The organism is Microcoleus sp. Pol8_D6, assembly GCF_036700965.1.
Taxonomy (GTDB): Bacteria; Cyanobacteriota; Cyanobacteriia; order Cyanobacteriales; family Microcoleaceae; genus Microcoleus.
The window spans coordinates 63,687-90,403 of the sequence record NZ_JAUBPW010000009.1; the positions used below are offsets into that span (position 1 = coordinate 63,687).

Sequence of the window (26,717 nt, forward strand, 5' to 3'; positions counted from 1 at the left end):
CTAATTACTAATTCCCAAATGACTCGCTTAGCCACAACAATAGAAGCCATACTTTACCTAAAAGGTCAGCCAGTGTCGATCGCAGAAATTGCCGAGATTGCCAAGTGCGATCGAGCCGAAGCCGAAGACGCCATCATCGAACTCATGTCTGACTCGTCCCACCGCGACAGTGCATTAGAAGTCGTCGAAACCCCCACAGGATACAGCCTGCAACTCAGAGAAGAGTTTGCCAGTTTAATGCAAACTTTAATACCTCCAGAATTAGGTGTGGGAGCTTTGCGGACGCTGGCTGCGATCGCCCTCAAAGGCGGCATCGCTCAGCCAGATTTAGTTAACTTGCGAGGTTCAGGAGCTTACCAACAAGTGCAGGAACTGGTAGAAATGGGTTTCGTCCGCAAACGGCGGCCTGCTGAGGGGCGGTCGTATTGGTTACAAGTTACCGAGAAATTTCATCGGTACTTTCAAGTAGACCAACTGCCAAAACAATTGCAACTTGACTTTCAGGCAAATTTGTACCCAAGCAATGATGAGTAGTTTGAAGTAGAATGTAACCAGCCAGAAATTAAGAATCGCCAAATGGTTTTTCACCCTGACTTTGACACATCCAATGCTCAACAAACCGCAGTCAATCCACTGCTGAAGTACCTCCAACACCAATCCCCGGAGGTGCTAGCCCGCGTCGCCAAGTCCGTCAGCCCCGACATCAGAGAAATTATCTCTCATAACGTTCAAGGACTTGTCGGCGTTTTGCCTTCAGAAAATTTTAACGTCGAAATTACCACCGATCGCGAAAACTTAGCAGGTTTGCTAGCTTCAGCGATGATGACAGGCTATTTTTTGAGGCAAATGGAGCAAAGGATGTACCTAGAAGAAAATTTAGCAAGCACCAGCTCGATTCAACCAAACTCACCCAAAGACAAGTAAAAAAATCAACGGGTTGGGGAAGTCAGAAAGATGAAAGTTGTTCAGAAAAATCCATAATCCTGAATCATGGAGGCACAGGGAATTAAGAAACCGGGCTGTTAACCGGCTATCCCTCGCGCTACACCGCGGCTTTTGGTGAAAAAACCCGGTTACTGCTTCCAGGACTATCAAGCATCAGATTCATCTTCCATCCTCCACCCTTGCAACTAATACCAATTTCAAAAAAGAATGCAACTGTAGATAAGCTCCAAATCCTTATGCAGTAAGTCATTCTTAATTCTTTAATCGAAAATCGAAAATCGAAAATCGTATTACCCACCGGCGGAGCTACCCGATAGGGGAAAAGCACCCGGACGTACTTTAATTTTCTGAACTTGACCCAAACGGTTAATTTCCACTTCGAGTTCTTTGCCCACAACAGTGTTTTCCACCCGTTCTTGCACGTCACCGGGAGTGTTAACCGCAATTCCGTCAACTTTTTGAATGACATCTCCGGGACGCAAGTCGGCTTTTTGAGCGGGGGAATTTTCCACGACTCGCGCCACGGCTACGCCTTGATCGAGGGTAATTTTATTATTATTATCGAGCTGTTTGTTGAGTTCTGCCTTGGTGGCGGGACTCAAGCTGACCATTTGAATGCCGAGATAGGGATGTTCGGCTCTACCTTTGGCGAATAGCTGATCGGAAACTCGTTTGGCGGTTTCGATCGGAATTGCAAATCCCAAGCCTTGAGCATCCGCGCGGATAGCGGTATTGATGCCAATTACTTCGCCTTGGTCATTTAGCAGGGGGCCACCAGAATTGCCGGGGTTGATGGCGGCGTCGGTTTGGATGAAGCGGACTCGCTTGTCGGGGATGCCGACTTGGGAACTCGATCGACCCGTAGCGCTGATAATCCCCACAGTCACGGTATTGTCGAGACCTAAAGGATTGCCGATCGCGATCGCCCACTGTCCCGGTACAATATTGTCCGATCGGCCCAAAGCCACCTGCGGCAGTTCCTTAGCATTAATCTTAACCACGGCAACATCCGTCAGCGGATCGATTCCCTGCACCTTACCCTCAAACTCGCGGCCGTCTTTGAGCGTCACCTTGACAGTATCCGTCCCGGAGACAACGTGAGCATTAGTAACTATGCGGCCGTCAGAAGTGAGAATAAACCCGGAACCCGTACCTCTCTTGACTCGTTCTTCCGGCTGCGGCAAATTTTCCCCAAAAAACCGACGAAACAAAGGATTTTTGAATGCTTCCGGCACTTGATTCGCTACTTTGCTGGATGCGTCAATCCGCACTACAGCCGGGCCGACTTTTTCGGCTGCTTCAGCAATAAAATTGGGATTGCTGCGATCGACCGCCCGATTTTCCAGAACAGGAGGAGACGCATAGGGGGGGATTTGCTGGCGTACTACTGGCAAAACCAATCCGGTTTCCAGATTGTTTGAGCCTTGCAGATAGCGATTTCCCAACCATCCCATACCTCCGCCGATCGACAGCAAAGTCACATAAAGGGTCGCTTGCTTAAAAGATAAACTCATTTAATAACTCCCGCTAAATACCTCATCCCCGCAGACAGGTTCAGAATCAAGCATTTTTGTCTTGGCGACGGGAAGGAAGCGGGGCGGGGCGTACCGCTTCCTCAAGAACATAGCTGTTAACTGGCTGGCGCCCATCGGCATCACAGGCAATTTTGCTGGATTTGCCAAGAGCGAATCAAACTAATAATTCTCATCCTAACTTGGCTTAGCCTGGGATTTACAGTCTGGGGGGTGGCTAGAGGTTGTAAATATGCAGTTTCACAGGATTTTAAAATTGTCAACTGTCCCCAATGAATACTTTTTTCTGTAGATCATGAGGTTTAAACGCTTATTTCCGCTGATTTCTGCATTAATTTGGTCGATCGCACCCGTTGGGAAAACGGCGGCAAATACCGAGATCCCACCTGCAAATCTTCCTTCAGGTATACCTGTAGAAAACCCTGACCCCGCCCGCGATTGCCCGAGTCCGGCTAGGTCTCGGTTGCGTCGCCACACTGTTGCCCAGGGCGAAACCATAGAAAGCATCGCGCGGCAGTACAATGTGATTCCTGCAGCGCTGATCGGGATAAATCCGACGTTGCGGGGCGGTGAAGTATCTGCTGGAAGTGCGATCGTCATTCCTCCGTACAGTGGCATCGAGGTAGAAGTGCCTGCGGGCTGGAATTGGCAAAAACTGGCAGAAGCTTACAAAGTGCCCGCAGATTTGCTATTTGAGGCGAACGGGTGCAGGCCTTTGGGGAAAACGGTGTTTGTGCCTGCGGTGAATAGGTCGATCGGGCCTTCTATCAATCCCGATGCAACGCCATCGGTGCAAGGATTTCCGCTGCCCGCCCCTGCAGTGGAAGCTTTGCGTTACGGGCGGCAATTGCATCCGGCGCGGCGCGAATTTTTTTTCCACAGCGGCGTAGATTTTTTGGCGTCGGAGGGTACGCAGGTTTTGGCTGCGGGCGAGGGGACTGTCGCCTTTGCCGGGCCGCAGGGGGATTACGGGAATTTAGTGGTGGTGAACCATCAAGGGGGGAAGCAAACGCGCTACGCTCATTTGAAAGATATTGGGGTAAAAGTCGGTCAAAAAGTGCAGTCGGGAGAAGTTTTGGGAACTGTGGGGACGACTGGAAAACGCGACATTCCGCCATCTCATTTGCATTTTGAAGTTCGCTACAATTCGGGTTTGGGTTGGGTTGCTGAAGACCCGCTGCTTTATTTGCAAGTTACTGTTAAAAAATAGGATTGGTAGTGTGCTGGGGGGGTGACAACCCGCCCTAAATCCAGAGGGGGGTAAGGATTGATCTGTGGGGTGGTAAAAAAAGATAGGCAGCAGAATTGTTACAGGCTTGCCTATCCAAAAAAATATGTTACCCACATTTTACCAGACTCATTTACAAAAACAAATGATGCAAAACCCGTTTATTTTACTCACAATCTTTTTGAACCTGATAGAATCCGAGAAACAATTGAGGTTAGACAGAAAGAGTGCGAGTATTTCGTTACCGAATTACTACCGAAAGTCTGGCCAAGCAAATTACAAATATTTCTCGATTTACCTCAATTAACGATCGCACTAATCGGGTTCCCATTAATCACTTATTTGTTAACAACTTATTGCCCGATCGCACATTTCTCTCAAATTCGATCGCCCAAAAACCAAAAACCCGATCGCCCATCCACAAAAAACCCGGCGGTTGAAACCCAAAAAACCCGGCGGTTGAAACCGCGTCTACACAGACAAAACCCGACGAAAGCGGGTTGAAGATTTCACCCGATGATTTTCAATCTCCGAATACCCTCTTCGTCCGCTTGGAGTGGACATCGTTTGTGTAGACGCGGTTTCTAACCGCCGGGATTTCAACCGCCGAGAATTTCAAATTAGATCGCCCGAATCGACCCAAAAATCCGATTATCGCCCGCCGCTAACTCCCTCCAATCGCAGGAAATGCACCCGGCCCGATCGATCGCCCGCTAAAACTGTCACTCCATCAGGCAAAATTGCACAGCAAGCAAACCCACCATCTCCACTGAAACTAGCAACCTCATTGCTGCTAAGCAGATCCCAGATTTTCACGGTTTTATCGTCTGAAGCCGAAATTGCGAGTTTGCCGTCGGGGGCGATCGCTACTCCCCATACGGAGTCAGTATGACCGATGAGAATTCTCAGTTCCCTGCCGCTGTTTATGTCCCAGATTTTTAGGGTTCGATCGTTTGAAGCCGAAATCGCTGTATTACCGTCGGGTGCGATCGCTACTCCCCATACCTCGCCAGTATGACCGGTGAGAGTTCTCAGTTCCCTGCCACTGTTTGTGTCCCAGATTTTGAGAGTTTTATCCCGTGAAGCCGAAATTGCTCGCTTGCCGTCTGGTGCGATCGCGACTGCATTTACCGACTCAGTATGACCGGCCATAGTTCTCAATTTCCTGCCATTGTCGATGTCCCAGATTTTTAGGGTGTTATCGTCTGAAGCGGAAATCACTGTCTTGCCGTCTGGTGCGATCGTGACTGCTTTTACCGCGTCAGTATGACCGGTCATAGTTCTCACTTCCTTGCCATTGTCGATGTCCCAGATTTTGAGGGTTTTATCCCAGGAACCGGAAATTGCGCGCTTGCCGTCTGGTGCGATCGCGACTGCAAATACCAAGTTAGTATGACCGATGAGAGCTTTCAGTTCCCTACGGGTGTCTGTGTCCCAGATTTTGAGGGTGTAATCCCTTGAAGCCGAAATCACTGTCTTGCCGTCGGGTGCGATCGCAACTGATAATACCTCCCGAATATTACCAGCGATAGTTCTCAATTCCCTGTCGCTGTCAATGTCCCAGATTTTTAGGGTTCGATCGTTTGAAGCGGAAATTGCTCGCTTGCCGTCGGGTGCGATCGCGACTGCTGTTACCGCATAAGTATGACCGGTGAGAGTTCTCAATTCTCTGCCACTGTCGATGTCCCAGATTTTTATGGTTCTATCCCTTGAAGCCGAAATCGCTCGTTTGCCGTCTGGTGCGATCGCGACGGCAAGTACCACAGCAATATGACCGGTGAGAGTTCTCAATTCCCTGCCACTGTCGATGTCCAAGATTTTCAGGGTTTTATCCCTTGAAGCCGCCGAAATCGCTAGGAGGCCGTCTGGTGCGATCGCAACTGATAATACCGACCTAAAATGACGACGCATGAGAGTTCTGAGTTCAGTGCCGCTGTCGATGTCCCAGATTTTGAGGGTTTTATCCCCGTACCAGATTTTTTTATCGCCTGAAGCCGAAATCGCTCGTTTGCCGTCTGGCGCGATCGCGACTGCTAATACATAACCAGTATGACCGGTGAGAGTTCTGAGTTCTGTGCCACTATCGATGTCCCAGATTTTCAGGGTTTTATCGTCTGAAGCCGAAATCACTCGTTTGCCGTCTGGTGCGATCGCTACTCCCCATACCTCGCCAGTATGACCGATGAGAGTTCTGAGTTCCGTGCCACTGTCGATGTCCCAGATTTTCAGGGTTTTATCCCCTGAAGCCGAAATCACTTGTTTGCCGTCTGGTGCGATCGCGACTGCTTTTACCCCGTCAGTATGACCGGCAAGTGTCTGCAGCGCACCCTCATTTGCCCTTTCCAGATTAGCCTTCAAAGGCCGCAGCCAAGGAGTATTTTTCGACTGCTTTGCTTGTTCTAGCATGGCTTGAATGTCATCAGGAGATGAGATTTTTTCCGTCACTTTTTTGACAGGTTTACGGGGGGAAAATCTAGAAATTAATGGTAAATACTCCCAAAAATACTTAGATTCATCTATAATCATAGTTATTTCATCAGGTAGCAACCTCCCCAACAAATGCCCTGCCAATTGCGTTTTATCCCTCTCCAGAACGTGCGCCGACTTCCGAATCGCCCCTTGAATCAACCGCAAAGTTTCAGTTTGCTCCGGCGATAGCAAAACATCAGAAACTCTCGCCAAATCGTAATCCTCAATTAACGCTTGAACCCCCAACGCATCCAACTTCGCCTCAATAAAATCAAAATCCGTCAACAACTGATGCAGCCTTTCCCCTTGAACGCTTTCCGCCAAATGCCCCGGCAGAGTTTCCAAAGCATAAAGCCGCTTTTTCGGCGACATTTTCCCCAACCTTTCTTTAAACTTACCCATTCCCGTACAAATCCCCCCACAAATTATCAGAAATTGCTGTTTCAATATCCCGCAATGACACCCCAGCTTTCTGCACCACATCCTTACGATGCAGAAATCTTTGGAAACTCGCGTGATAAATACTGTAATCTGGGGGAGTGTCGCTGCTACGGCGCAGAAACTGTTCCCAATCATCCAGAACTTCCTGCAAATCTAAAGCATCTTCCTCAGCAAAATCCGCCAAAATATCGCAGGAAACCGGCTTGCGAGTTTTGGTCAACAAATAAATAACCTTCAACTTCCGGCGGCGCAATTCTCTATCTCTAACCGCCATTTCCATCCGCGCCCAATGCTTCTCATAATATCCTTCCAACTCCCTCGGCAAATCTTGCAAATTCACATCGCTGTACTTGCCGCTGTCGATATCATTCAGCACATAGCGCAGGTACATAAAATTATTCTGGCTTTTTTCCGCCACCGCCGCCACAAACTGTTCGCGCTGCAAATTTTGACGGTTAATCCAATTCTGAATTGACGCGCTGTTCCCCGTGCGTTTTTCAATATAAAGCTTGACATCCGCCAAACTTTCTGCACTGTACTGCATCAAATCAAAAACCTGATGATTTGGCAAAGGCAGAGATTCCGGCCGCTTCGAGACAATAAAATAAACATTATCCGGCAAAGCATCTGGCAAATAGAGGACATTGCTGCCACGCCCATGATCGCTGAGATCGACTTCATCGAGGGCATCCACAACAAAAACTAACTTTTTTCCGCCCAGTTTAGCACTGACTTCCCCCAACAATCGACTGAGAAAATTGCCATCTGTAGTTGCATTTTCTGGCAAGTTTGGGTAATCCATTTTAAAGGCTTGAATTAACTGAGTGCAGGCATTTTCCAGAAATTGCTTTGCCTTAACAGTACCTTGAGATTGCGAGTTAAAATGGACAACACAGCGCCGCTTCATCAGCAGCACTAACTTTGCCATAATTGAACTTTTACCCACACCAGGGTCGGCTTCTAAAACAAAATATCCTTTGGGATTTTTCTGCAAAAATTCGATAATTGCTTCAAAGACAAATCGGCGGCCGGTAAAGTCTTGAGTGCGGTCTGCAATAATCGTTTCGCACTCGTAGGGAAGCGGCAATCGGGGCGCGGAAGTATCAACAAATCGTTCCAGAAAATTCTGAACTTGCGCCAAATCTGATCGGATGCCAATTTCTATGGATTCCAATTTCCCCATCACTTGACAAATCTGCTGCCCAGTCGCCACGGCCTCCAACTTTTGCAGAATTTCCCCATTTTTCAGCCCCAAATCTCTCAGTTCCGCCAAAGCACTTTGGTGCAGATTCAACAGCATCGCCGCAAACTTTTCTCCTCCCTTCGCCGCATCGAGTTTCAGCACTTCGCGGTACGCTTTCGGGAAAGTTGCGTACAGTTTGTCCGCCACAACTTCCACTATTTCCGCATCGAAGGATTTGCCCTGGCTGGCAGCGAATTGGTTGACGAAAGTTGCCCAATCTGCCGTTGTCAATCCGGTAACTCGATCGAACTCCTCGGCATCGGCAGAAAAAATCTTGGTTAACTGGTCTTCTGAAATATTTAAACCCCTTGACAAATCGGCTGTATTCGTGTTAATATCCAGCCAGTATTCAGGAGTTTTCTCGGCTAATTGACTGAGTGCTGTTTCTGGATAAGGCAAATTTTTGGTTTCGGCGATCGCAATTAGGCGATCGGACTTCGCAACCTCTCTCAAAATATAGCCGATCGCCTCACCCGCCGCCTTAATCAAATCGTGATTATCGAGAATCCTGGGATTTTTGCTCAACCGTTCCGTCATCCGATTTCCGAGGTCATTAGCCGCAATATTCCCCGCTATACCACTAGCAATCGCTGCTAAGATAGAAACTCCCCCAACTGCGATCGGGCCGCCGATAATACCCGCTGCTGCTTGAGTTGCCGGATTTGCGATCGCATTTGAAATAACTTGTCCAATAGCCATCACGGCACTGCATCCAATTACCCTAGTTTTAAAATTAGCTAAGTCCCTTAATGGCATAAAATAAATATTCCTCTTTTAAATAGTTGGTAGTAATTATATCTTGCCGGCTGCCGTTTAGTCCGTCACTGCGAATTTTTCAAGTGGATTTAGAGATTGTCGAGCGCGACTAACCCTACGATATAAAGTAAAATATAATTAATTATCTCGAAGTTCTTTTTCTTGCAAAATTTGGGTAGCCCAAACCCGCTCTTCTTCCGATAGAGACGGTACGGGTTCTCGATCGTAATCGATCCGATAATCATAGCCAGCGCGATCGTAAATACCTGCAAATATTTCTGGTAAATTAACAATAGGTTCTACATCTTCCTCGCGCAAGGGAAGCGGAAATATAGGTAGAGAATCGCGGAGATTAAAAGCATAAAGTTCGGCAAACGGACGGCGATTACTGGGACTGACTAAAATCCGATAATCGCTTTGAATAGAATTATTAAGAATGGGCATAGCTTCCCATTTTCGTAGTAAATCGATTTCCACTAAATTGGTTAAGCTACCTAAAATACTCTGGCGTTTTTTGAGATAAGTAATTCTTCCTTCTCCACTACGTTTGTTGACAGGAGAAAGAATTTCAATGGCGGTGACAACTTGTTTCGTTGCCATTTCTCGCACTTCCAAGTAAGTCTGTTTAATTTTTTCAGGAGCAGGCACTTTAACGGTAGTCGGAAGTGTTATACTTACAGTGGCAACTGAACCTGTAGGAATATTCGGGTTATTAGATTGACGCTTAATCGCGACATCGGGGATACCTACTAAAAGGGAGTCGCTGTCACTGTCATTTGGATCGGTAATTTCATAGATGCGTTTGTCGATTGCAACCTCATATTTAGGGCGAATTTGGGGGACTAAGGATGCCGCGATCGCAGAAATTAACCAATGATGAGTTTCCTGCCAGAAATCGGGGTGTTCTAAGTAGGGGTCCATTCCAGGAAAAGGTGAAGGCATAGGACTGTTTTCCGATGTATTGACTTTCAAATCATTTTAGCATTTTTAATTTTGTAGGGTGCGTCGCTTTAAAGCGAGGCAGAGCCTCTGGATATAGGTTCCCAGGCTGGAGTCTGGGAACCAGTTAAAGCTTTAAGAAGAGGCACGATGTTTGTGCCACAGTAATTATTGGAGATGTCTATTTGTAGATGAATTTAATCTATTGTCTAACAGGCATCTTGCCTGTTGATTTTGGGCGGGCAAGATGCCCACCCCACAACAAATTTAATCTACTGTGGAACAGGCATCTTGCCTGTTCATAAAATTATAGACACCCCAAATATCAACTACAAAACAGCAGCAACACTTGCCATCAACAACCCTTGAAACAATTTAACCCCATCAGTTTCGCCCAACATCGGATCGGATGCCCGTTCAGGATGCGGCATCATTCCTAATACATTGCCTTGGCGGTTGCAAATACCGGCAATATTATTTAACGAACCGTTGGGATTGCCAGCATCGTTAATTTTGCCCGCCGGAGTACAGTAGCGAAACAGGACTTGCTTGTGCTCTTCTAGTTCTGCTAAAGTATCGGCATCGGCATAATAGTTTCCTTCGCCGTGGGCGATCGGCAAATCGATGATTTCACCCGTAGTATAAGCGGCAGTCCAACGAGTATTACCGCGTTCGACTTTCAAAGAAGCCCGATCGCAAATAAAATTCAATCCCGCATTCCGCACCAGAGCACCGGGCAACAAACCAGCTTCAGTCAACACCTGAAAACCGTTGCAGATGCCTAATACAAGCTTTCCTTGTTTCGCGTGTTCCGCAGTAGCCCGCATCGCCGGAGAAAAACGGGCGATCGCGCCGCACCGCAAATAATCTCCGTAACTGAAACCACCCGGAATTACAATGACATCAATATCCGAAATATCGGTATCTTCGTGCCAAATCATCCGCGTCGGTTGGTGGAGTAACCCTTGAGTCACCCACACCACATCGCGATCGCAATTTGAACCCGGAAAAACAATAACTCCAAATTTCATAAGCTGAAGGAAGAAGGAAGAGGGAAGTTCGGCAACGGATTATGTAACGGATGTAACGGATGTCAGGAAGAAGGAAGAGGTGTCAACATAAGACTAAAATCTTATGTTTTTCTCCCTTGTATCGAAGTCTTGATCCCCCTAAATCCCCCTTAAGAAGGGGGACTTTGAGTGTTCCGAGTTCCCGCGTGTTTAATAGAGACTTTAAATGCTCTTTTCCCCCCCTGATTAAGGGGGGTTAGGGGGGATCTCCGGGTTTCAAAGCACCCTAGGGACGATCGCATTTATGCCGCCGCTGTCTCCACAGCAACAGGAATTTCAGTCAAATCAAAGCGATAATTTTCAATCACTGGATTGGCCAAAAGTTGGTCGCAAACGCGATCGAGTTGTTCGCGGGCCTCCGACTCACCAGCAGCAGTCAGCGTCAATTCAACGTATTTCCCAATACGCACGCGCTCAACATTGTCGTATCCCATGTGTTGCAAACCAGACTGTACGGCAGTGCCGGCGGGATCTAAAACAGAAGGGCGGAGGGTAACATAGATTTGGGCAAGATATTTCTGAGTCACGGGAATGTTGCGGTAGGTGATGTGAAAGTTAGCCCCATTGTATTCTACAACCGAGCTGCGCGCCGATCGCCATTTGGTTCGCCCAAGTAAGATAGCCTAGAAACAGGGACAGATTTGACTCTAGCAGATTACACAAAAAATTATGAGAACCAACCGCACCCGCAGTCAGGAGCGTATTTTACACTTGCTCAAGCACTTGAATCGATCGCTCTCAGCGCAAGATATCTACTTAGAACTGCGTAACAGCGACCACAGCATGGGGCTAGCAACCGTTTACCGCTCCCTCGACGGTTTAAAGCGAGAGGGGTTCGTTCATGTCAGAACGCTTGCTAGTGGCGAATCTCTCTACGGTGCCGCCCACCAAGACCAACATCACTTAACTTGTCTGGAATGTGGCGCGTCAATTACGATCGACGAATGTCCCGTCCACCACTTAGAAAGCCAACTACAACAATCTCATTCTTTCAAAATTTATTATCACACTTTGGAGTTTTTCGGATTGTGCGATCGATGTACTTTGGCTCAAGAAACTTAGAGAAGTTATTAGTCATGAGTTATCTCAATTCCGGTTGCACTCAGAAATGATAGTTGACTGTTGACTCGGTGTCGAACCGCGCAGGCGGGTTTTGTTTGTGTAGCAACAGATTTCAACCTGTCGTTTTATTAACTCGCTCAAGGATGCAAAAACTCTAAATGGTCTCCTGGAATCGATCGCAATTTTGCAGCCGAGCCTTGCAGTTTTAATCGGCCGCGTTCTAACATGATAATCCAATCGGCCCGATCGATCACTCGCGGTCTGTGACTGATAAAAATCGTCGTTTTCCCGTGCCGGTACATCAACAAATTTTCTAAGACTTCCGCTTCGCTTGCGGGGTCAAGCCCTGCGGTAGATTCGTCTAAAATCAATACGGGCGGGTTGTTGAGAATGGCGCGGGCGATCGCCAATCTCTGTCTTTGTCCGCCAGAAATATTCGCTCCAAACTCCCCTAAAACAGTTTGATATTTATCTGGTAATTGGCTGATAAATTCATCCGCCCCCGCAATTTTGCAGACTTTAACAATCTGTTCAAAGCTGATATCTGGACTGCCCAAACGAAAATTTTCGAGAATCGAACGGCTCCAAAAATGCGCTTCTTGAGGAACCAATACTACCTGCTGTCTGAGACTGTCGAGAGACAAATCCTGTAAGTTGTAACCGCCAATTCTAATATTACCAGATTGCAGGGAATACAGACCCGCAATTACTTTAGCCAGCGTACTTTTTCCGCAGCCAGAATAGCCGATCAAAGCAACTGCTTGACCGCCCGGAAATGTGACAGAAAAATTTTCCAGCAAGTCAAGTCGGCCGGGGTAGTGAAAATTAACACTCTTACAAACAATACCGTCGCGGTCTTGAATAGTTACAAAAGGTTTATTCGTATCGTCTTTAGTTTCCGGTTCAGCATCGATAACTTCCGACAGCCGTTGAGTTGCTGTCTGCACGCGAGTCATCTCATCAGTAAATCCTACTAGCGAATTCACCCAAGTAGTAACGTTTTGATTCATGCTAATAAACGCTAGCAACTGACCTATACTCAATACCTTGTCAATCACCAAACCGCTACCAAGCCACAGCAGAGTAATGCTGCCAGCAGAGGCAACAAAACCAGAAAATATATTGTTTAGAATGCCAATTTGTGTAGTGCGGAAAGTGAGCTTTGCTAAGCGACCGAAGCGGGTTTGAAATTCTTCCCAAAGTTGCTGACCGCTGGTAGTAGTTTTGACAGTCAGCGCGCCTTTAAAAGTTTCTACTAAAACGCCTTGAGTTTCTGCTTCCAGCACAAATAAACTGCGCGTTTTTTGCTGCAATACGGGCAAAAAGACCACTGTAGAGGCAGTCATTAACAGAGCTATAGCTGTAGCTGCTAAAGTCAGTTGTTTACTGTAAAATAACATAAAAATAAAAGAAACTACAGCGATAAAAAATTGACTTGGCAAGCTGATAGCGGCTTGAGAAACTAATTTATTTATTTCTTGGATATCTTGTAATCTACTGACGATTTCGCCACTGCGTCTGGTTTCGTAAAAGCTCAAAGGCAACCGCAGAAATTTGCGCGCAAATTCCATCACCAATCCCAATTCTAAACGCTGGGAAAACTGAGCAATTAAGTTCGACTCTACCAATCCTAAACTGCTGCTAAAAAGGTTCATAACTATAACTGCGATCGCCACACTCGCCAGGAGTTGTCTGTCGCCCCGCACCAGGATGTCGTCGGTGAGCAGTTGAACGAGAAAAGGCGAAGAAATCGACAGCAAACCCAACACCACATTCAGCAAAAATGCTTCCATTAATATCGGGCGATAAATCCCAATCCGGCGCATCCATTTTTGTAAGGAATTGGCGGGCGGTTGGCCCTCTGCGGCTGCAAAAAACCGCTCAGCATCGGGTTCTACTAGCAAGCACAGCCAATCTGTCCAAGCTGCTGCTAATTCTGCTTTAGAAACATAGCGCATACCGACAGCCGGATCGCCGATCGCATATTTGTCGCCCTGCTTTCCGTACAAAACAACCCAGTGATAACCGCTCCAGTGAATAATCATCGGTAGAGGGGCATCATCGAGCTTGTCTAAAATAGCAGCCGCGGCTCGCACGGATCGAGCATTAAAGCCGATCGCCTCAGCACCTTGTTTCAAGCCCAGCAGAGTCGTGCCTTTTTGGCCAGTGCCCGCACATTCTCGCAAGCGGCTAATAGTAAAATTTTGTCCGTAAAATTTCGCGATCGAAGCCAAACAAGCCGCCCCGCAATCTTCTTCGCTCTGCTGGAGAACAACCTGATATTTCTTAAACCTGTTAACTTGTCCGAATAATGGCATTTTGCCGATCAAAGGGATGTTCTTTAACATTTTGCAAAATGAATAATGGTAGAGCATAAAGAAGATTACTCATCACCAACTACCCAATCAGCAAAAAGCACCCATAAAGTTATGGGTGCTTTCTCGATTCCACAGTTATAGATCTGAATTGACTAGCACTAAACTTTAGTAGTAGGCGTAGCGGACTACTCTTCTGTATGAACCGTCGCAATTCCGGCGGTACACGACCCAACTGCGCCGCTGCCGCTGACAATTGTCTCGATTGGCATAATAGTGACCGCCGTTGACGCTAGCTGATTCTTCAGGGGTGAGTTCAGCAAACAGGGAATTGTCCTTTGTTTCTTTCATGATTAGACTCCGTTTAACTTAATAAAATTGAAGGGAAACTAGAAATATTATTGAATTTCTAGATTCTCGTGTAAATACTGAGTAATACTTCTTGTAGTCCTGTACGACATCCGGAATACTACGGATAAATTTTCAAAATTTACTTTATCGCACAACTTGACTCAGCTATCTAAACCACTAGGGTTTTGTAAGGGAGAGCGCGCCTCGGATCGTACAGATAAAGCTGGCTAGGCTGCGGCAGGAAAAACAGCATAGTGAGACCCTCGCGGCTGCTGTTATCCGTCTCGCTGTTGCTTTTAGCACCGCTAACACTGCTGGTAATGCTGCCACCGTTGACAGTAGCAGATTCTCCATCGGTTACTTCGATGAAGAGTGAACCTTGTTGATTTTCTGGCATAAATAACTCCTATTAATACCTATGTACTTACTTACTACCTACGCATACAGGAAAAACCCGGTAACAGCGCCAAAAGTCATGGCGGAAACGCCGTATTTTCATGACAGTCGCCCGCTGGCTTCACTCCTCTTGATATTTGGGGAAGTTTATGGGTGGGAACGGCAAAGCTGTGCGGATTTTTACCTTTACCCTGTGAATTTTGATTTAGACTTCTAAACTTATGCTTGGTTTCCGGAAAGCTGATCATAAAAGTGACAAAACAAATCAGCGATCTCTCCCTCCCCCCCAACTCAAAACTCCAAACTCCAAACTATCCCTCTCTCCCCCTTGCCGCCATGTCTCTCACTCCCGAAGCCACACCCACTGAAACCTTTGATAACGACCAGTTTTTGCCCCCTGTCAGCCGCTGGACGACTTTGGGGGGCATTTTGATGGTGGCGACCTTTGGCGGGGCGATCGCCCTCGCTAGCGTCACCAAATACAGCGCTACAGTCAAAGCAGATGCGATCGTCCGTCCAGCCGGAGAAGTGCGCGTCGTGCAAGCAGCCACCGAAGGAACCGTCGAAAGCATTGCTGTCAGAGAGAATCAGACAGTAAAAGAAGGAGATGCGATCGCAGTTATAGACGCTTCGCGTTTGGGCGCTCAAAAAAAACAGTTACAAGAAATAATTAATCAGTCTCAACCAGCAGCACAGCAAATTAACCAGCAACTGCGCGACTTAGAAAATCAAATTTTGGCCAGCGCCCAATTTAAAAGCATCCACAGTGAAAGTTCCGCCCAACAGGAATTAATCGAATCCGCTTTAATAAAATTCGCCACATCGCTGCCGGATGTCGCCGAGAGGCTGGGCCGAAGTCGGCGGGTTTTGCTCGTCAAGCGATCGTCCCTTCAACAACAATTAATTCAAGCTAAAAAAGAACTAAATCAAATTGAGTTAAAACTAGAAAATAGCGTGATCCGCACGCCCACGGATGGTACAATTCTCAGATTGGAAGTACGAAATACTGGTCAAACCGTACAAGCCGGCAGTGCGATCGCCCAAATCGTCCCCAGCGACGTACCCCTGGTAGTCAAAGCCAAGGTGACATCCCAAGACATCGCCCGCATCCAAATCGGCCAACCCGTACAGATCAGGATTTCGGCTTTGCCTTTCCCCGATTACGGCACATTAAAAGGAACCGTCAGCGAAATCGCCCCAGATGCGATCGCCCCTCAAAATCCCACTAATAATTTAGGTACAGCTTATTACGAAGTGGCAATTAAGCCCGAACAAACTTATTTAACAAAACTCAAATCCGCCAACGACCAATTCTTCGGAAACTCCCAGGCTAATGTCCCCCGCCAGTATTCAATTCAATCGGGAATGGAAGGCCGAGCCGATATTATTACGGGCGAAGAAACTGTTCTGACATTTATTTTGCGGAAAGCAAGGTTGCTGACAGATTGGTAATTAGTCAGTTGTCAGTTGTCAGTTGTCAGTCGTCAGTTGTTAGTTGTTAGTTGTCAACAGTCAACTCAACAGTCAGCAGTCAGCAGTCAACCGCCAGAAAATTAGAGGCTCTGAAATTGAAATAACGTGTCAATATAGAAATGTGAGTTTAATTCTATTCTTTCCTCATGGGCAAACAGCGCGTTCTTTCTGGAGTTCAGCCAACAGGCAATCTTCACCTCGGCAATTATCTCGGTGCCATTCGCAACTGGGTAGAAGGTCAAAGTCAGTACGAAAATTATTTCTGCGTAGTCGATTTGCACGCAATTACCGCACCGCACAATCCAGCAACTCTAGCCTCCGACACTTACACGATCGCAGCGCTCTATTTAGCTTGCGGCATCGATTTAGAATATTCTACTATTTTCGTGCAATCCCACGTATCGGCGCACACAGAACTAGCATGGCTGCTCAACTGTATTACGCCGATTAACTGGCTCGAAGATATGATTCAGTTTAAAGAAAAAGCAGTTAAACAAGGTGAAAATGTCAACGCCGGTTTGCTAAATTATCCCGTGTTAATGGCAGCAGACATTTTGCTTTACGATGCCGACAAAGTGCCAGTGGGAGAAGACCAAAAACAGCATTTGGAACTCACCCGCGATATTGTGATCAGATTAAATCACCAATTCGGCACACCCGAAAAGCCAGTATTGAAACTTCCCGAACCGTTAATTCGGACTGACGGTGCGAGGGTAATGAGTTTGACAGATGGCACGCGCAAAATGTCGAAATCTGACCCTTCCGAACAAAGTCGAATTAATTTATTGGATTCGCCAGATGCGATCGCCAAAAAAATTAAGCGCTGCAAAACAGATGCCGTGCGGGGTTTGACATTTGACGACCCCGATCGCCCCGAAGCTAGAAATTTGCTGACACTTTATCTCCTGCTTTCCGGAAAATCTAAGGAAGAAGTAGCAGCGGAGTGTGAAAACATGGGTTGGGGAGATTTTAAACCCTTGCTGACAGAGACGACAATTAATGCCCTCAAACCAATTCAGGATAAATACAAGGAAATAATGGACGATCCGGGATATTTAGAGTCTGTACTACGTCGCGGAAGAGAACAAGCAGAAGCTATTGCTAATCAAACTCTAACTAAGGTGAAGACAGCTTTCGGTTATTCTCTGCCTAATTAGTCTTCCTTCTTCCTTCTTTTTACTCTGAACAAATCATGCAAAGCGTAGCCGAAGGGAAGTAAGTCGAAGGGTTTTGTTCCTTCACCCTCAGAAGGAACCCTCGATAATTAATCCGTGTATCCGTGTCAAAATCAGTGTCGTGCCTTCTTCCTTGGAATAACTATGAACCGTTTTCGCACAGCCTGCACCACCCCCGGAGAATTTATAATTACCGCCGAAGTTGCCCCGCCAAAAGGCGGCGATATAACTCATACAATTCAAATGGCTGAACGCCTCAAAAACAGAGTTCACGCCATTAATGTCACAGACGGGAGTCGCGCAGTGCTGCGAATGTGTCCCCTAGCAGTTTCGGCGATTTTAGTGCAGCACGGAATTGAGCCAATTTGTCAAGTTGCTTGTCGCGATCGCAATCAAATTGGCCTGCAAGCCGATCTCATGGGAGCCCACGCTTTAGGCATTCGCAATGTATTAGCACTTACAGGTGATCCCGTCAAAGCGGGCGACCATCCTAAAGCAAAAAGTGTATTCGACTTTGAATCAGTACGACTGTTACAAGTCATTCAAAAAATGAATGGCGGCAAAGACTGGAATGACAAACCTTTAACAGACGGATTTACCGATTTATTTGTCGGTGCTGCCGTCGATCCGCAATGCCCCAGTTGGTCTGGTTTGCAAAGTCGATTTGAGAAAAAAGTAGAGGCTGGAGCACAGTTTTTTCAGAGTCAATTAATTACAGATTTTGAAGTTTTGGATAAGTTTATGCACCACGTTGCTGTGGGCTGCAACAAGCCAGTTTTAGCAGGAATATTTTTGTTTAAATCAGCTAAAAATGCTGAATTTATTAAAAAATACGTGCCGGGAGTTCACATCCCACAAGAGACGATCGATCGTTTAGCAAAATCTCCAGAACCCTTGCAGGAAGGCATAAAAATTGCTGCCGAACAAGTCAAGCTAGCGCGGCAGATTTGTCAAGGAGTTCACATGATGGCCGTCAAACGAGAAGATTTAATTCCTCAAATTTTGGATTTGGCAGGAATCGAGCCACTGAGCTAAAATTGAACCGTAGGCGCGGGTTTTACCGATAATAATTGCCTAAAACCCACTATCTCGTAAACCCGCCCTCCCCGCTACCATTTTGAACATCAATAAAACAATCATGGTTCAAACTGTAGACAATTCAACAGCTTCTCCCGCAATCGAACAACGTTTCACTTGGCGCGGTTTGACATGGCATCAATTCAAGGCCATTCAAGCTGGCTTTGAAGACGTGGCGAATATACGCTTATTTTATTGTGATGGAGTTTTAGAAATTGTGGGTACTGGAAGGTTGCATGAAGCGATTAGGTGTTTGATGGGTTTGCTAATGGGACAGTATTTTCTGCAAAGAAGAATTGTATTTTTTCCCAGCGGTACTTATAGTCAGATTGTCGAAGAGCAAGTGGAGTATCAGGCAGATTTGTCTTATTGTTTCGGAACTATTAAAGATGTGCCAGATTTATGTATTGAGATTGTTATCACTAGCGGTAGTCCGATTAAACTTCAGAAATACCGACTGATGGGAGTCCCGGAAGTCTGGTTTTGGGAAGATGGCACTCTAGAGCTTTACCATCTGCGAGAGGAAGGTTACGATCGCATTACTAGCAGTGAAATACTGCCTGAGTTAGACTTATCTTTGCTCAAACGCTGCATTTTGTTTGCTTCGCCTTTGGATGCGCTTGAGGAATTTTCTAGAGGAATGGGCGATCGGGAAAATTGATCAATAAACTACTTTTGAAATAGCTCGATCGACTAAACGGTTATTAAATAGGAGCAACTGGCAATGACTAACTCAGAAATACTTAATTCTGATACCATTAAAACACTAAATACTAGCATATCAGAAGTTACAGTTTATACCGATCGCGCTTTGGTGACGCGCCGCGGTACGGTATCTCTGACGGGAAACGAGCGAGAATTGGCGATCGCCTCTGTACCCGCAACCCTCGAAACAGAGTCAGTCAGGGCCACGGGTGCGGGTACAGTTGCAGTGCGATTGCTGGGAGTGCGAACCGAAACAGTATTTAGCAGCGAACCAGTGGGCGATCGCAACGCCGAATTAACCCAACAAATTCAGGAGTTACAAACCCAAAGACGGGGAATTAACGACAAAATAACCGCCCGAAAAATTCAGCTCAAATTTGTGGAAGGTTTGAGCGAAAAAAGCGTCGGTTTCTTTTCCAGCAGCATCGCCAAACAGCAGGTAGGTTTAAACGAAACTGGCGAATTGCTCAACTTTTTAGGAACTAATTACCTAAAATATGTAAGTGCGATCGCCCAACACGAAAGACAACAGCAAGAATTAGACAATCAAATAGAAGCTTTACGGCAGCAGTTGTGGCAAGTACAAAGTCCCGATTCCCAGCAAAGTTTTAACATCATTGTCGCCGTCGAACCAAGTGGCAGCGGCAATTTTGAACTAGAAGTTTCCTATGTAGTAAGGCGAGCAAATTGGACTCCCCTTTACGACTTGCGAGTAAACACTACCAAAAACCAAATTAATCTCAATTACTTAGCCGAAGTCAATCAAAATACAGGCGAAGATTGGACGGGAGTAGCGCTGAATTTATCTACAGCAAAACCCGGATTGGGAACTTTGCCCCCAAAACTACAACCCTGGTTTATCGATATTGTTCACCCAAAATCAGCTCGATCCCGACAAATTTTGATGAAACCCACCCGACCGACTGCGGGAGTAGAAATGGAAAGAGACTATATGGAATTAGAGATGGAAACCGAGGTACAATTTGCAATGATGGCTGGGGAGGGTGCTGCTGCCGCACCCGAATCCATAGCAGCTCAAACCGCTACAGCAAAAGTATCCAGAGAAGGCGGCACTGTCTCATTTCAAGTAGGCGGAAATACCAACATTCCCAGCGACGGCACGCCGCACAAAGTCACTATTTTCAGCGAAAATTATCCCTTTAAACCTGAATATATAGCCGTCCCGCGATTAGTCAGTTTTGCCTATTTGCAAGCAGTTGTTATGAATCCGCTGACAGGCGCAACTCTGCTTCCCGGTAAAGCAAATATCTTTCGCGACAACACTTTTGTCGGCAGTGTGCAGTTAGAAAATGTTTCTCCTGGGCAAGAATATAAACTGAATTTAGGAATAGATGAAGGGTTGAAAATAGAACGGGAATTAGTGGAAAGACAAGTAGATAAAAAACTGATCGGCCAGCAGCGGCGCATGAGTTACGCTTATCGCTTAAATGTGACTAACTTGCAGCAGGTGCAGGTACACCTGACACTAAAAGAGCAATTGCCAGTCAGTCGCAATGAACAAATTAAAGTACGATCGACTCTCACTAATCCGAAGATAGTAGCAGGTGAAATGGGACTTCTAGAATGGATAATGTCTCTGCCGCCGCAAGCAAAGCAAGAGTTATATTACCAGTTTGTGGTCGAACATCCTCCCGAGTTAACAGTCACGGGTTTAGATATTTAATATTAAGTCGATAAAAACCTGTTTGTAGTCAGGACTTTAGTCCTGATTCGTCACCAGGTATGAGGACTGAAGCCCCTAGAAACTATCAAATCTAGCGGTAGTTTGTAAACTGCAAAGCCACCGGATAATCTTCTTGCTTCAAGCGTTGAATCACCAACTGTAAATCATCCTTATCCTTAGCCGAAACGCGCACTGCATCACCTTGAATCGAGCCTTGAATCTTTTTAAACTCATCTCGAATTAATTTAGTGATTTTCTTGGCAATTTCCTGGTCAATCCCTTTTTTTAGTTTGATTTCTTGGCGTACTCTAGTACCACTAGCAGCTTCAATTTTCCCATAATCAAAAATTTTCAAAGACAAATTGCGCTTGGCGGCTTTTGTTTGCAAAACAGTGTGAATTGCATCGAGAGTAAATTCGCTGTCCGTATTGATAGTAATGGATTCTGCGCCCAATTCCACGGTAGTTTTGGTATCTTTCAAGTCGTAGCGGCTTTTAATTTCTCGCTCTGTTTGGTCAACAGCGTTAACTAATTCTTGCCGATCGAAATCGCTGACAATATCAAATGAATAACTAGCAGCCATAAATTAGTAATTGGTAATGGGTAATTGGTAGTGGTAATTAGTCATTAATTAAGCGTCTCTTAACTAATGACTAATGACTCCTGACTACTGACCGCTGACTAATAATAAGAATTAGCCATTAACAGCCATTAAACTGAAATAGAATAAACTAGCTGTGCAAGAAGAACTAATCGCAAACATGAGCGATCGCCCCAGCGGCACATTCAGAATATAGAAAACCGAAAACAACAACCGGGCGATCGTAAAAGCGATCGCAGCCCAACCTGCCGGTTCCGAATCTACCCCCGTCACAAAAGCCATCAAAGCCGCCGCTGAAAACAGCATAAACGTCTCAAACGAATTTTGGTGAGCCCAAGTTGCCCGCTGAGCGTAAGCAGGCAACTTATCAAACATAGCGCGGGGGGCTGCTTGGTCATAGCCTAGCTGCAAGCGGGCGAACGCAACCACCAAAAACGGTGCGTAAACCAGCGCAGCAGCAGCAGCAATACAATCAAGCAGAATAACCGACACAGGCAATCCCAACAGCATCATCCGCCTCGCAGTTCAATCAAAATAGAACAAAGTAACTACCTTGCGCTGTTCCTCCGCATCCTGGCAAGTTTTCAGCAAAGTGTGGCTTTCGTGAAAAGCAAAACAGATCAGTTGCTGACAGCGAGAAATAATCTCCTGATTGCACATAGCGCTTGCTTCCGGGAGAGACAAGCTGTCATTTTTGGGATTTTCTACCAAATGTATCACTTGTTCGAGTTGGTCGCGAGACTCCCGCGGCTGGCGGCTCATGCTTTGTGGCAAAATCACCGTCAGCAGATTAGGATCTGCTCGCATTGCCCCTCGAATTGCGGCTGAATTGGTGCCTGTAGCGCCTGAAGTGATGAGCTGATTGCCTCCCAGAACTATGGCGTAGCTCAGCATCTCAATTAGCTGCTGGTGGGTAATAGGAACGTGGCGAGAACCCAAAAGAGCAATCCGCTTGGAGCCGGTTTGCTGGATCGCCGCAAGTTCTTGTAAAAAATCATCTACTCTGGGTAGCTCAATTGATTGACTCAAAGAATTTATTAAATTAAATAAAACTACGTTGTGGATTTTAGCAGACTCACTAGCCATTGCCGCCAAAAAGAAGTTAAGAATTGCTGATTTACCAGATCAGACTAGAGGAGCGGCAGATTTGAGGAAGCCAGAAGGCAGAATGTCTCAAGACATTGGGCAGCCGGAGTTCAAGGTAGAATTCAAGAAAAATTGAGAATTTAAGAATTTTAGCTTTTTATTTATTTAAACAAAAAATTCTCTCTGCCGAATACCTTCTTCCCTCAGCTCCGGCTCTCTTATTAATGGACTCGATCGCTCAGGCCCAAGGATGCCATCATGCCATCAAGGTCAAAATGTTCTGCCATTAGCTGAGTAACGCATTCCACCTTGATCGGTTCGTGCAGGCGCACGCTGCCAAAGGTGCTGTCGATAATTTCCACCGTGGTTAAGGTATCCAAATCAACAGACAAAACCGGAATTTCCATTTCTTCTGCCCTGCCAATCACCAGGGGAGAAGGAGGCAAGTGGCCTGTCAAAATTAAGCACTGAGTCGAGCTTTCCAGAGCCGCTAGCTGAATGTCCGTGCGATCGCCCCCCGTCACCACCGCCATATTTCTCGCTTTGCGGAAATACTTCAGAGCAGAACTAACATTCATCGCGCCAATTGTCAAGGTTTCCACCATCAAGTCCAAACGGTCTTTACGGCAGAGCACATCAGCTTTCAATTGGTGCACCAATTCTTTGACGCTGACACTTCGCAGCAAAGCACTTCTCGGCAGCATTCCCAAAACTGGAATACCCGCAGCCTCCAGAAAAGGCCGCACAGTCGCCGTTACGGATTCGAGTTTGTCCGAGGGAACGTCATTGAGTACCACGCCCAGCAACCGCGAACCCAAACGCTGTTTAGCCGACAGCAAATCGTCTACATACAGATCGATCGGGCGGGCTACCAACAGCACAGAGGCATCAACTGCCTCAGCGACTTGAGCCAAAGACAAGTCAAACAGACTACCTTCCTCCAAATTAGCTGGGCCTTCTAACAGCACCAAGTCTCCGCTGGGAGCTTGCAAATATTGTGCTAAAGACTGGCGGTAATCTGTCTTGTCTTCTCCCCGCAAACGCTTGTGAACCGTCTCTTCATCCAAATACAGCAGTGTTGACGGCATCTGACTTTCAGAGAGCTTCAGCGTCTCTACCGCGAACCGCACGTCTTCCTCCTCGATCCCAGCTCCTGGCGAGCTGAAACAGGTTCCCAGAGGTTTGCCGTAGGCGACGGCCAGCCCCTTGTCCCGGAGTCCGAGTGCCATCCCCAAGGCGATGGCAGACTTGCCACTGTAAGCTTTTGTGGAACCGATCAGCAAATATTTAGTCAATTTGGGTACGCCTTCAATCCTCAATTTGCACCTGTCTATTTCAATAAATTTAGTTTTTCAACAGTATTTCTGAACTGCGACTCAATTTAGCAATACTATATTATACTCGATTTTGTCGCTTTTGCGCCGATAATTTTTTTGATTGAAACTTTTATTTACCTGTTGGCAACCCTTTTCTTCGCCTTTTTTTTCACATTGTTTGTGAAAGTTGGGGTTTTATTATATTTTTTATACGCCGCTTTTGACAATTATTTATATACCGTAATTGCTTTAATAACCGTTTTTTGGGGTGACATTTTTCCTAAAAGATTATTGCTTAGTTTAGACCTGGCAATCGAGCAGTTAACAAGAAAAATAACACAGTATAAATATTGATAAAAAATTTTATCCCGGCAAAATGCTTGTCAGGAAAATTAACGGCATATTTCTATTGATAAAGAACAGGTATTCCGTAGGGAGAAAGCACGGTCTGTGTCCTAATCAGTTTTGCATACCATTAAAAATGGATATGTATTATTAGTTATGAATTATTAGGGCGATCGCCCGCGTTCCAACTGATCGGTGGCACTGCGAGCAATAAGCTGCTTAGGATCGGGCTTCTAGCTTCTAAACACATAAATTGTCTGGCGGTTTGGGCTGGCATTTCGGCAGCCCAAAGGCTGATTGCGATGCTAGCCCGATCGCAGTTCAATGGCTGTAGATTGATTTTCCTTGGGCGGATCTACAGCGCTTTCCTCTCAGCTACCGAGTCGCAAAATTTGAACGAAATCGGACGGCGCGAGCGCACTGGCTGGCACCCCATTCAAAACTGCCAAGAGTTCCCCAGAGTTAGAAATTCTTATGAAAGTTGTGGGACGGGCCTCTGGCCCGTTTGTGCCTTGGCTAATGCTCAGTTGAGTGAAGGTCAAACCCCCCGCTAAACTCAGCAAATCTTCCCCTTTCCTGAAGTCGGATATTACATCACTTCCTTGTGCGGGTGTCAAGACAAATAAGTCACGTCCACTGCCACCGAGCAAAGTATCGCTGCCCTCATCGCCAATCAGCACGTCGTCGCCAGCGCCGCCGACCAAGCTGTCACTGTCTTTGCCTCCCAAAATCGTATCGTTGCCAGCATCACCGTTGATAGTATCGGTGCCTTCATTGCCGAACAGCAGGTCATTGCCAGCACCGCCACACACTTGGTCTTGACCGCCAGCTACGCCGACAGGCAGGGGGCTGCCAATATCCCCAAACACCGTGTCATCCCCGTCGCCGGCACAGATAGAGTCATTGCCTTGGTCGCCGAACAGCAAGTCGCTGCCCGAGTCACCTAAAACTACATCGTTGCCCTTGCCACCGCGCGCAGTATCGTTGCCGTCACCGCCAGAAAGGGTATCAGAGGCATCCTGAGCGCACAGGCTGTCGTTTCCTTTGGCACCCAATAACAAGTCGTTCCCGGCGCTATCGCGGTCAGATTCGCTGTTGATGCCACCGTAGAGGCTGTCGTTTCCCTCCTCGCCCACAACAGTGTCAGAACCCCGTCCGCCCCAGATCAGGTCGTTATCTTTGCCACCGAAACCAGCGTCGTTGCCCTGACCGCCGAAAATGGTGTCGTAGCCGGCTTGACCGTTAAGGTAGTCGTCGCCGGGCCCGCCCAACAGCAAGTCGCGATCGACCTGCGCCCCAACAGGAATGTTGCTGATCAATCCGCCAAATAGGTTGTCGTTGCCTGCCAAGCCGACAAGAACATCGTCTCCAGCCAAACCGTTAATGCCGTCACCGCCACTGGTGCCAGCGAGGATATCGTTTGTATCCGTACCAGCCAGGTTGTTTTGAACAAGATTGAAACCGTGAAGAGGACTGATCTGCGGTAAGGTAATTTGCGCGCAAATGCAATCTGGATCTTCAGTTGGCGGCAGGGTTGGGACGGGAGTTGGTTCCGGGATTGGGGTTGGGGCTGGAGTTGGTGCTGGTGTCGGCGCTGGAGTTGGTGCTGGTGTCGGCGCTGATGTCGCCGCTGGTGTCGGCGTCGGCGGCACGATAATTGTGGGCGAAAAATTGATGACTGGTGCAGGTGTCGGCGGTGGTGTCGGCGTCGGCGGCACGATAATTGTGGGCGAAAAGTTAATGACTGGTGTCGGTGTCGGCGGGGCGATGTCGTTGTCGGCGATGGTGACAGTAACTGGTGCGATCGCCACTGGCAAGTATTCGGCAGCGCTGCCGGAGGCCACGCTGTGATTGATCGTGTCGCTGTGGCTTCCTTCTACAACAGTGTCGTCGGTTGCTGTCACCGTTACTGTTTGCGGTGCATTCCAGTTAGCCGGAGTGAAAACTATCGGCGCGATCGCATTTATTTGACTGCCCGCAGCTACATTGACGGTAACGTTAGCTGTCGGCGCTTTGGTAAGGACAATGCTGTAGCTGCCTGCTGCAGAGCCTTCTGCTGCATTGGTGCTGTTAGGAGTGACGGCAATGCCGGGGGAGTCGTTGTCGATAATCAACACATCAACTTTGGGGATGCCGATATTGTTGTAAGCCAGATCCGTGCTGCTAGCGCTGGCTGCGATCGTGCTCAGGTGCGTTCCTTCTACGGCGGAGTCATCGGTTGCTTTGACAGTGGCGGTTTGAGGCAGGTTCCAGTTGTCAGAGGTGAAGGTGAAGGAGGTGAGCGCTTCTATTTGACTGTCTGTGGCGAAACTGACGGTAACGTCGCTTGAAGGCTGCCCCGTTAATACCGCGCTGTAACTGCCATTTGCACCGCCTTCTGCTGCATAGGTAGTTGTGGGAGAAATTTTTACCCCTGCTGTCGAGGTAGCTGTGTCGTTGTCGGCGATGGTGACAGTAACTGGTGCGATCGCCACTGGCAAGTATTCGGCAGCGCTGCCGGAGGCCACG

Annotated in this window: 25 protein-coding genes and 1 pseudogene; 11 read left to right on the top strand and 15 right to left on the bottom strand. The window is 47.1% G+C overall.

All coding sequences use genetic code 11. From position 1 onward, the window contains the following. The first annotated feature begins 18 nt into the window (after positions 1-18). Together scpB and QUA10_RS06040 are read left to right on the top strand one after the other, a co-directional pair. On the top strand, positions 19-534 hold the full coding sequence (gene scpB, locus QUA10_RS06035) for an SMC-Scp complex subunit ScpB (protein WP_333081868.1): 516 nt from the start codon (positions 19-21) through the stop codon (positions 532-534). 42 nt (positions 535-576) lie between these two features. Continuing rightward, positions 577-924 carry a DUF760 domain-containing protein gene (locus QUA10_RS06040; RefSeq protein WP_333081869.1) on the top strand — a complete coding sequence of 116 codons (348 nt, stop codon included), beginning with the start codon at positions 577-579 and terminating at the stop codon, positions 922-924. Between the two features lie 311 nt (positions 925-1,235). On the opposite strand, the gene QUA10_RS06045 is transcribed toward QUA10_RS06040, so the two are convergent. Continuing rightward, positions 1,236-2,459: an HhoA/HhoB/HtrA family serine endopeptidase gene (locus QUA10_RS06045; RefSeq protein ID WP_333081870.1), complete on the bottom strand. Its 1,224-nt coding sequence runs from the start codon at positions 2,457-2,459 to the stop codon at positions 1,236-1,238. After that, positions 2,460-2,627, bottom strand: a complete 168-nt coding sequence (locus QUA10_RS06050; RefSeq protein WP_333086198.1) for a hypothetical protein — start codon at positions 2,625-2,627, stop codon at positions 2,460-2,462. Between the two features lie 145 nt (positions 2,628-2,772). Between QUA10_RS06050 and QUA10_RS06055 the strand changes: the two genes are divergently transcribed. Together QUA10_RS06055 and QUA10_RS06060 are read left to right on the top strand one after the other, a co-directional pair. Further along, positions 2,773-3,687, top strand: coding sequence for a M23 family metallopeptidase (locus tag QUA10_RS06055; RefSeq protein ID WP_333081871.1), 915 nt, complete (start codon positions 2,773-2,775; stop codon positions 3,685-3,687). Between the two features lie 245 nt (positions 3,688-3,932). Beyond that, positions 3,933-4,145, top strand: coding sequence for a hypothetical protein (locus tag QUA10_RS06060; protein ID WP_333081872.1), 213 nt, complete (start codon positions 3,933-3,935; stop codon positions 4,143-4,145). 211 nt (positions 4,146-4,356) lie between these two features. On the opposite strand, the gene QUA10_RS06065 is transcribed toward QUA10_RS06060, so the two are convergent. The 5 genes from QUA10_RS06065 to purS all read right to left on the bottom strand — a co-directional run bounded on the left by QUA10_RS06065 (position 4,357) and on the right by purS (position 11,150). Beyond that, complete coding sequence (locus QUA10_RS06065; protein ID WP_333081873.1) at positions 4,357-6,576, bottom strand: hypothetical protein; 2,220 nt, start codon at positions 6,574-6,576, stop codon at positions 4,357-4,359. Next, positions 6,569-8,614 carry an ATP-binding protein gene (locus QUA10_RS06070; RefSeq protein ID WP_333081874.1) on the bottom strand — a complete coding sequence of 682 codons (2,046 nt, stop codon included), beginning with the start codon at positions 8,612-8,614 and terminating at the stop codon, positions 6,569-6,571. Before QUA10_RS06070 ends, QUA10_RS06065 begins: the two co-directional genes overlap by 8 nt. A 138-nt stretch (positions 8,615-8,752) precedes the next feature. After that, on the bottom strand, positions 8,753-9,556 hold the full coding sequence (locus QUA10_RS06075) for a DUF4058 family protein (protein ID WP_333081875.1): 804 nt from the start codon (positions 9,554-9,556) through the stop codon (positions 8,753-8,755). Between the two features lie 326 nt (positions 9,557-9,882). Continuing rightward, the gene (gene purQ, locus QUA10_RS06080) at positions 9,883-10,584 is read right to left on the bottom strand and encodes a phosphoribosylformylglycinamidine synthase subunit PurQ (protein WP_333081876.1); all 702 of its coding nucleotides are present in this window, start codon (positions 10,582-10,584) and stop codon (positions 9,883-9,885) included. Between the two features lie 281 nt (positions 10,585-10,865). Beyond that, positions 10,866-11,150: a phosphoribosylformylglycinamidine synthase subunit PurS gene (gene purS, locus QUA10_RS06085; RefSeq protein WP_333042010.1), complete on the bottom strand. Its 285-nt coding sequence runs from the start codon at positions 11,148-11,150 to the stop codon at positions 10,866-10,868. A gap of 142 nt (positions 11,151-11,292) precedes the next feature. Here purS and QUA10_RS06090 point away from each other — a divergent pair, with 142 nt between their 5' ends. Continuing rightward, positions 11,293-11,685 (top strand): Fur family transcriptional regulator, encoded by a 393-nt coding sequence (locus tag QUA10_RS06090; protein ID WP_333081877.1) that lies wholly within the window; start codon positions 11,293-11,295, stop codon positions 11,683-11,685. 137 nt (positions 11,686-11,822) lie between these two features. Here QUA10_RS06090 and QUA10_RS06095 read toward each other — a convergent pair whose 3' ends face one another. The 3 genes from QUA10_RS06095 to QUA10_RS06105 all read right to left on the bottom strand — a co-directional run bounded on the left by QUA10_RS06095 (position 11,823) and on the right by QUA10_RS06105 (position 14,748). Then, positions 11,823-14,033 carry a peptidase domain-containing ABC transporter gene (locus QUA10_RS06095; protein ID WP_333081879.1) on the bottom strand — a complete coding sequence of 737 codons (2,211 nt, stop codon included), beginning with the start codon at positions 14,031-14,033 and terminating at the stop codon, positions 11,823-11,825. 135 nt (positions 14,034-14,168) lie between these two features. Further along, positions 14,169-14,351 carry a hypothetical protein gene (locus tag QUA10_RS06100; protein ID WP_333081880.1) on the bottom strand — a complete coding sequence of 61 codons (183 nt, stop codon included), beginning with the start codon at positions 14,349-14,351 and terminating at the stop codon, positions 14,169-14,171. 169 nt (positions 14,352-14,520) lie between these two features. Beyond that, entirely contained in the window at positions 14,521-14,748 is a 228-nt protein-coding gene (locus QUA10_RS06105) for a secretion protein HlyD (RefSeq protein ID WP_333081881.1), read from the bottom strand. A gap of 21 nt (positions 14,749-14,769) precedes the next feature. Between QUA10_RS06105 and QUA10_RS06110 the strand changes: the two genes are divergently transcribed. The 6 genes from QUA10_RS06110 (at position 14,770) to QUA10_RS06135 (ending at position 20,861) form a co-directional block, all read left to right on the top strand. Continuing rightward, the gene (locus QUA10_RS06110; protein ID WP_333081882.1) at positions 14,770-14,964 is read left to right on the top strand and encodes a hypothetical protein; all 195 of its coding nucleotides are present in this window, start codon (positions 14,770-14,772) and stop codon (positions 14,962-14,964) included. Positions 14,965-14,999: 35 nt separating this feature from the next. Further along, positions 15,000-16,199: an HlyD family efflux transporter periplasmic adaptor subunit gene (locus QUA10_RS06115; protein ID WP_333081883.1), complete on the top strand. Its 1,200-nt coding sequence runs from the start codon at positions 15,000-15,002 to the stop codon at positions 16,197-16,199. Positions 16,200-16,366: 167 nt separating this feature from the next. Continuing rightward, positions 16,367-17,377, top strand: a complete 1,011-nt coding sequence (gene trpS / locus QUA10_RS06120) for a tryptophan--tRNA ligase (protein ID WP_333081884.1) — start codon at positions 16,367-16,369, stop codon at positions 17,375-17,377. A gap of 162 nt (positions 17,378-17,539) precedes the next feature. Beyond that, complete coding sequence (locus QUA10_RS06125; protein WP_333081885.1) at positions 17,540-18,430, top strand: methylenetetrahydrofolate reductase; 891 nt, start codon at positions 17,540-17,542, stop codon at positions 18,428-18,430. Between the two features lie 103 nt (positions 18,431-18,533). After that, entirely contained in the window at positions 18,534-19,133 is a 600-nt protein-coding gene (locus QUA10_RS06130; RefSeq protein WP_333081886.1) for a Uma2 family endonuclease, read from the top strand. 63 nt (positions 19,134-19,196) lie between these two features. Further along, positions 19,197-20,861: a mucoidy inhibitor MuiA family protein gene (locus tag QUA10_RS06135; protein WP_333081887.1), complete on the top strand. Its 1,665-nt coding sequence runs from the start codon at positions 19,197-19,199 to the stop codon at positions 20,859-20,861. A gap of 91 nt (positions 20,862-20,952) precedes the next feature. Here the strand turns inward: QUA10_RS06135 and QUA10_RS06140 are convergent, their stop codons facing one another. The 5 genes and pseudogenes from QUA10_RS06140 to QUA10_RS06160 all read right to left on the bottom strand — a co-directional run. Next, a complete protein-coding gene (locus QUA10_RS06140; protein ID WP_333081888.1) occupies positions 20,953-21,444 on the bottom strand; it encodes a YajQ family cyclic di-GMP-binding protein in 492 nt (163 codons plus the stop codon). 111 nt (positions 21,445-21,555) lie between these two features. Further along, on the bottom strand, positions 21,556-21,972 hold the full coding sequence (locus tag QUA10_RS06145) for an MAPEG family protein (protein ID WP_333081921.1): 417 nt from the start codon (positions 21,970-21,972) through the stop codon (positions 21,556-21,558). Positions 21,973-21,987: 15 nt separating this feature from the next. Next, positions 21,988-22,491, bottom strand: coding sequence for a DNA recombination-mediator protein A (locus QUA10_RS06150; protein WP_190744281.1), 504 nt, complete (start codon positions 22,489-22,491; stop codon positions 21,988-21,990). A 278-nt stretch (positions 22,492-22,769) separates the two neighbouring features. Then, entirely contained in the window at positions 22,770-23,867 is a 1,098-nt protein-coding gene (locus QUA10_RS06155; protein WP_333081890.1) for a phosphotransacetylase family protein, read from the bottom strand. 713 nt (positions 23,868-24,580) lie between these two features. After that, a pseudogene (locus QUA10_RS06160) lies at positions 24,581-26,717 on the bottom strand (DUF4347 domain-containing protein); the annotation flags it as partial.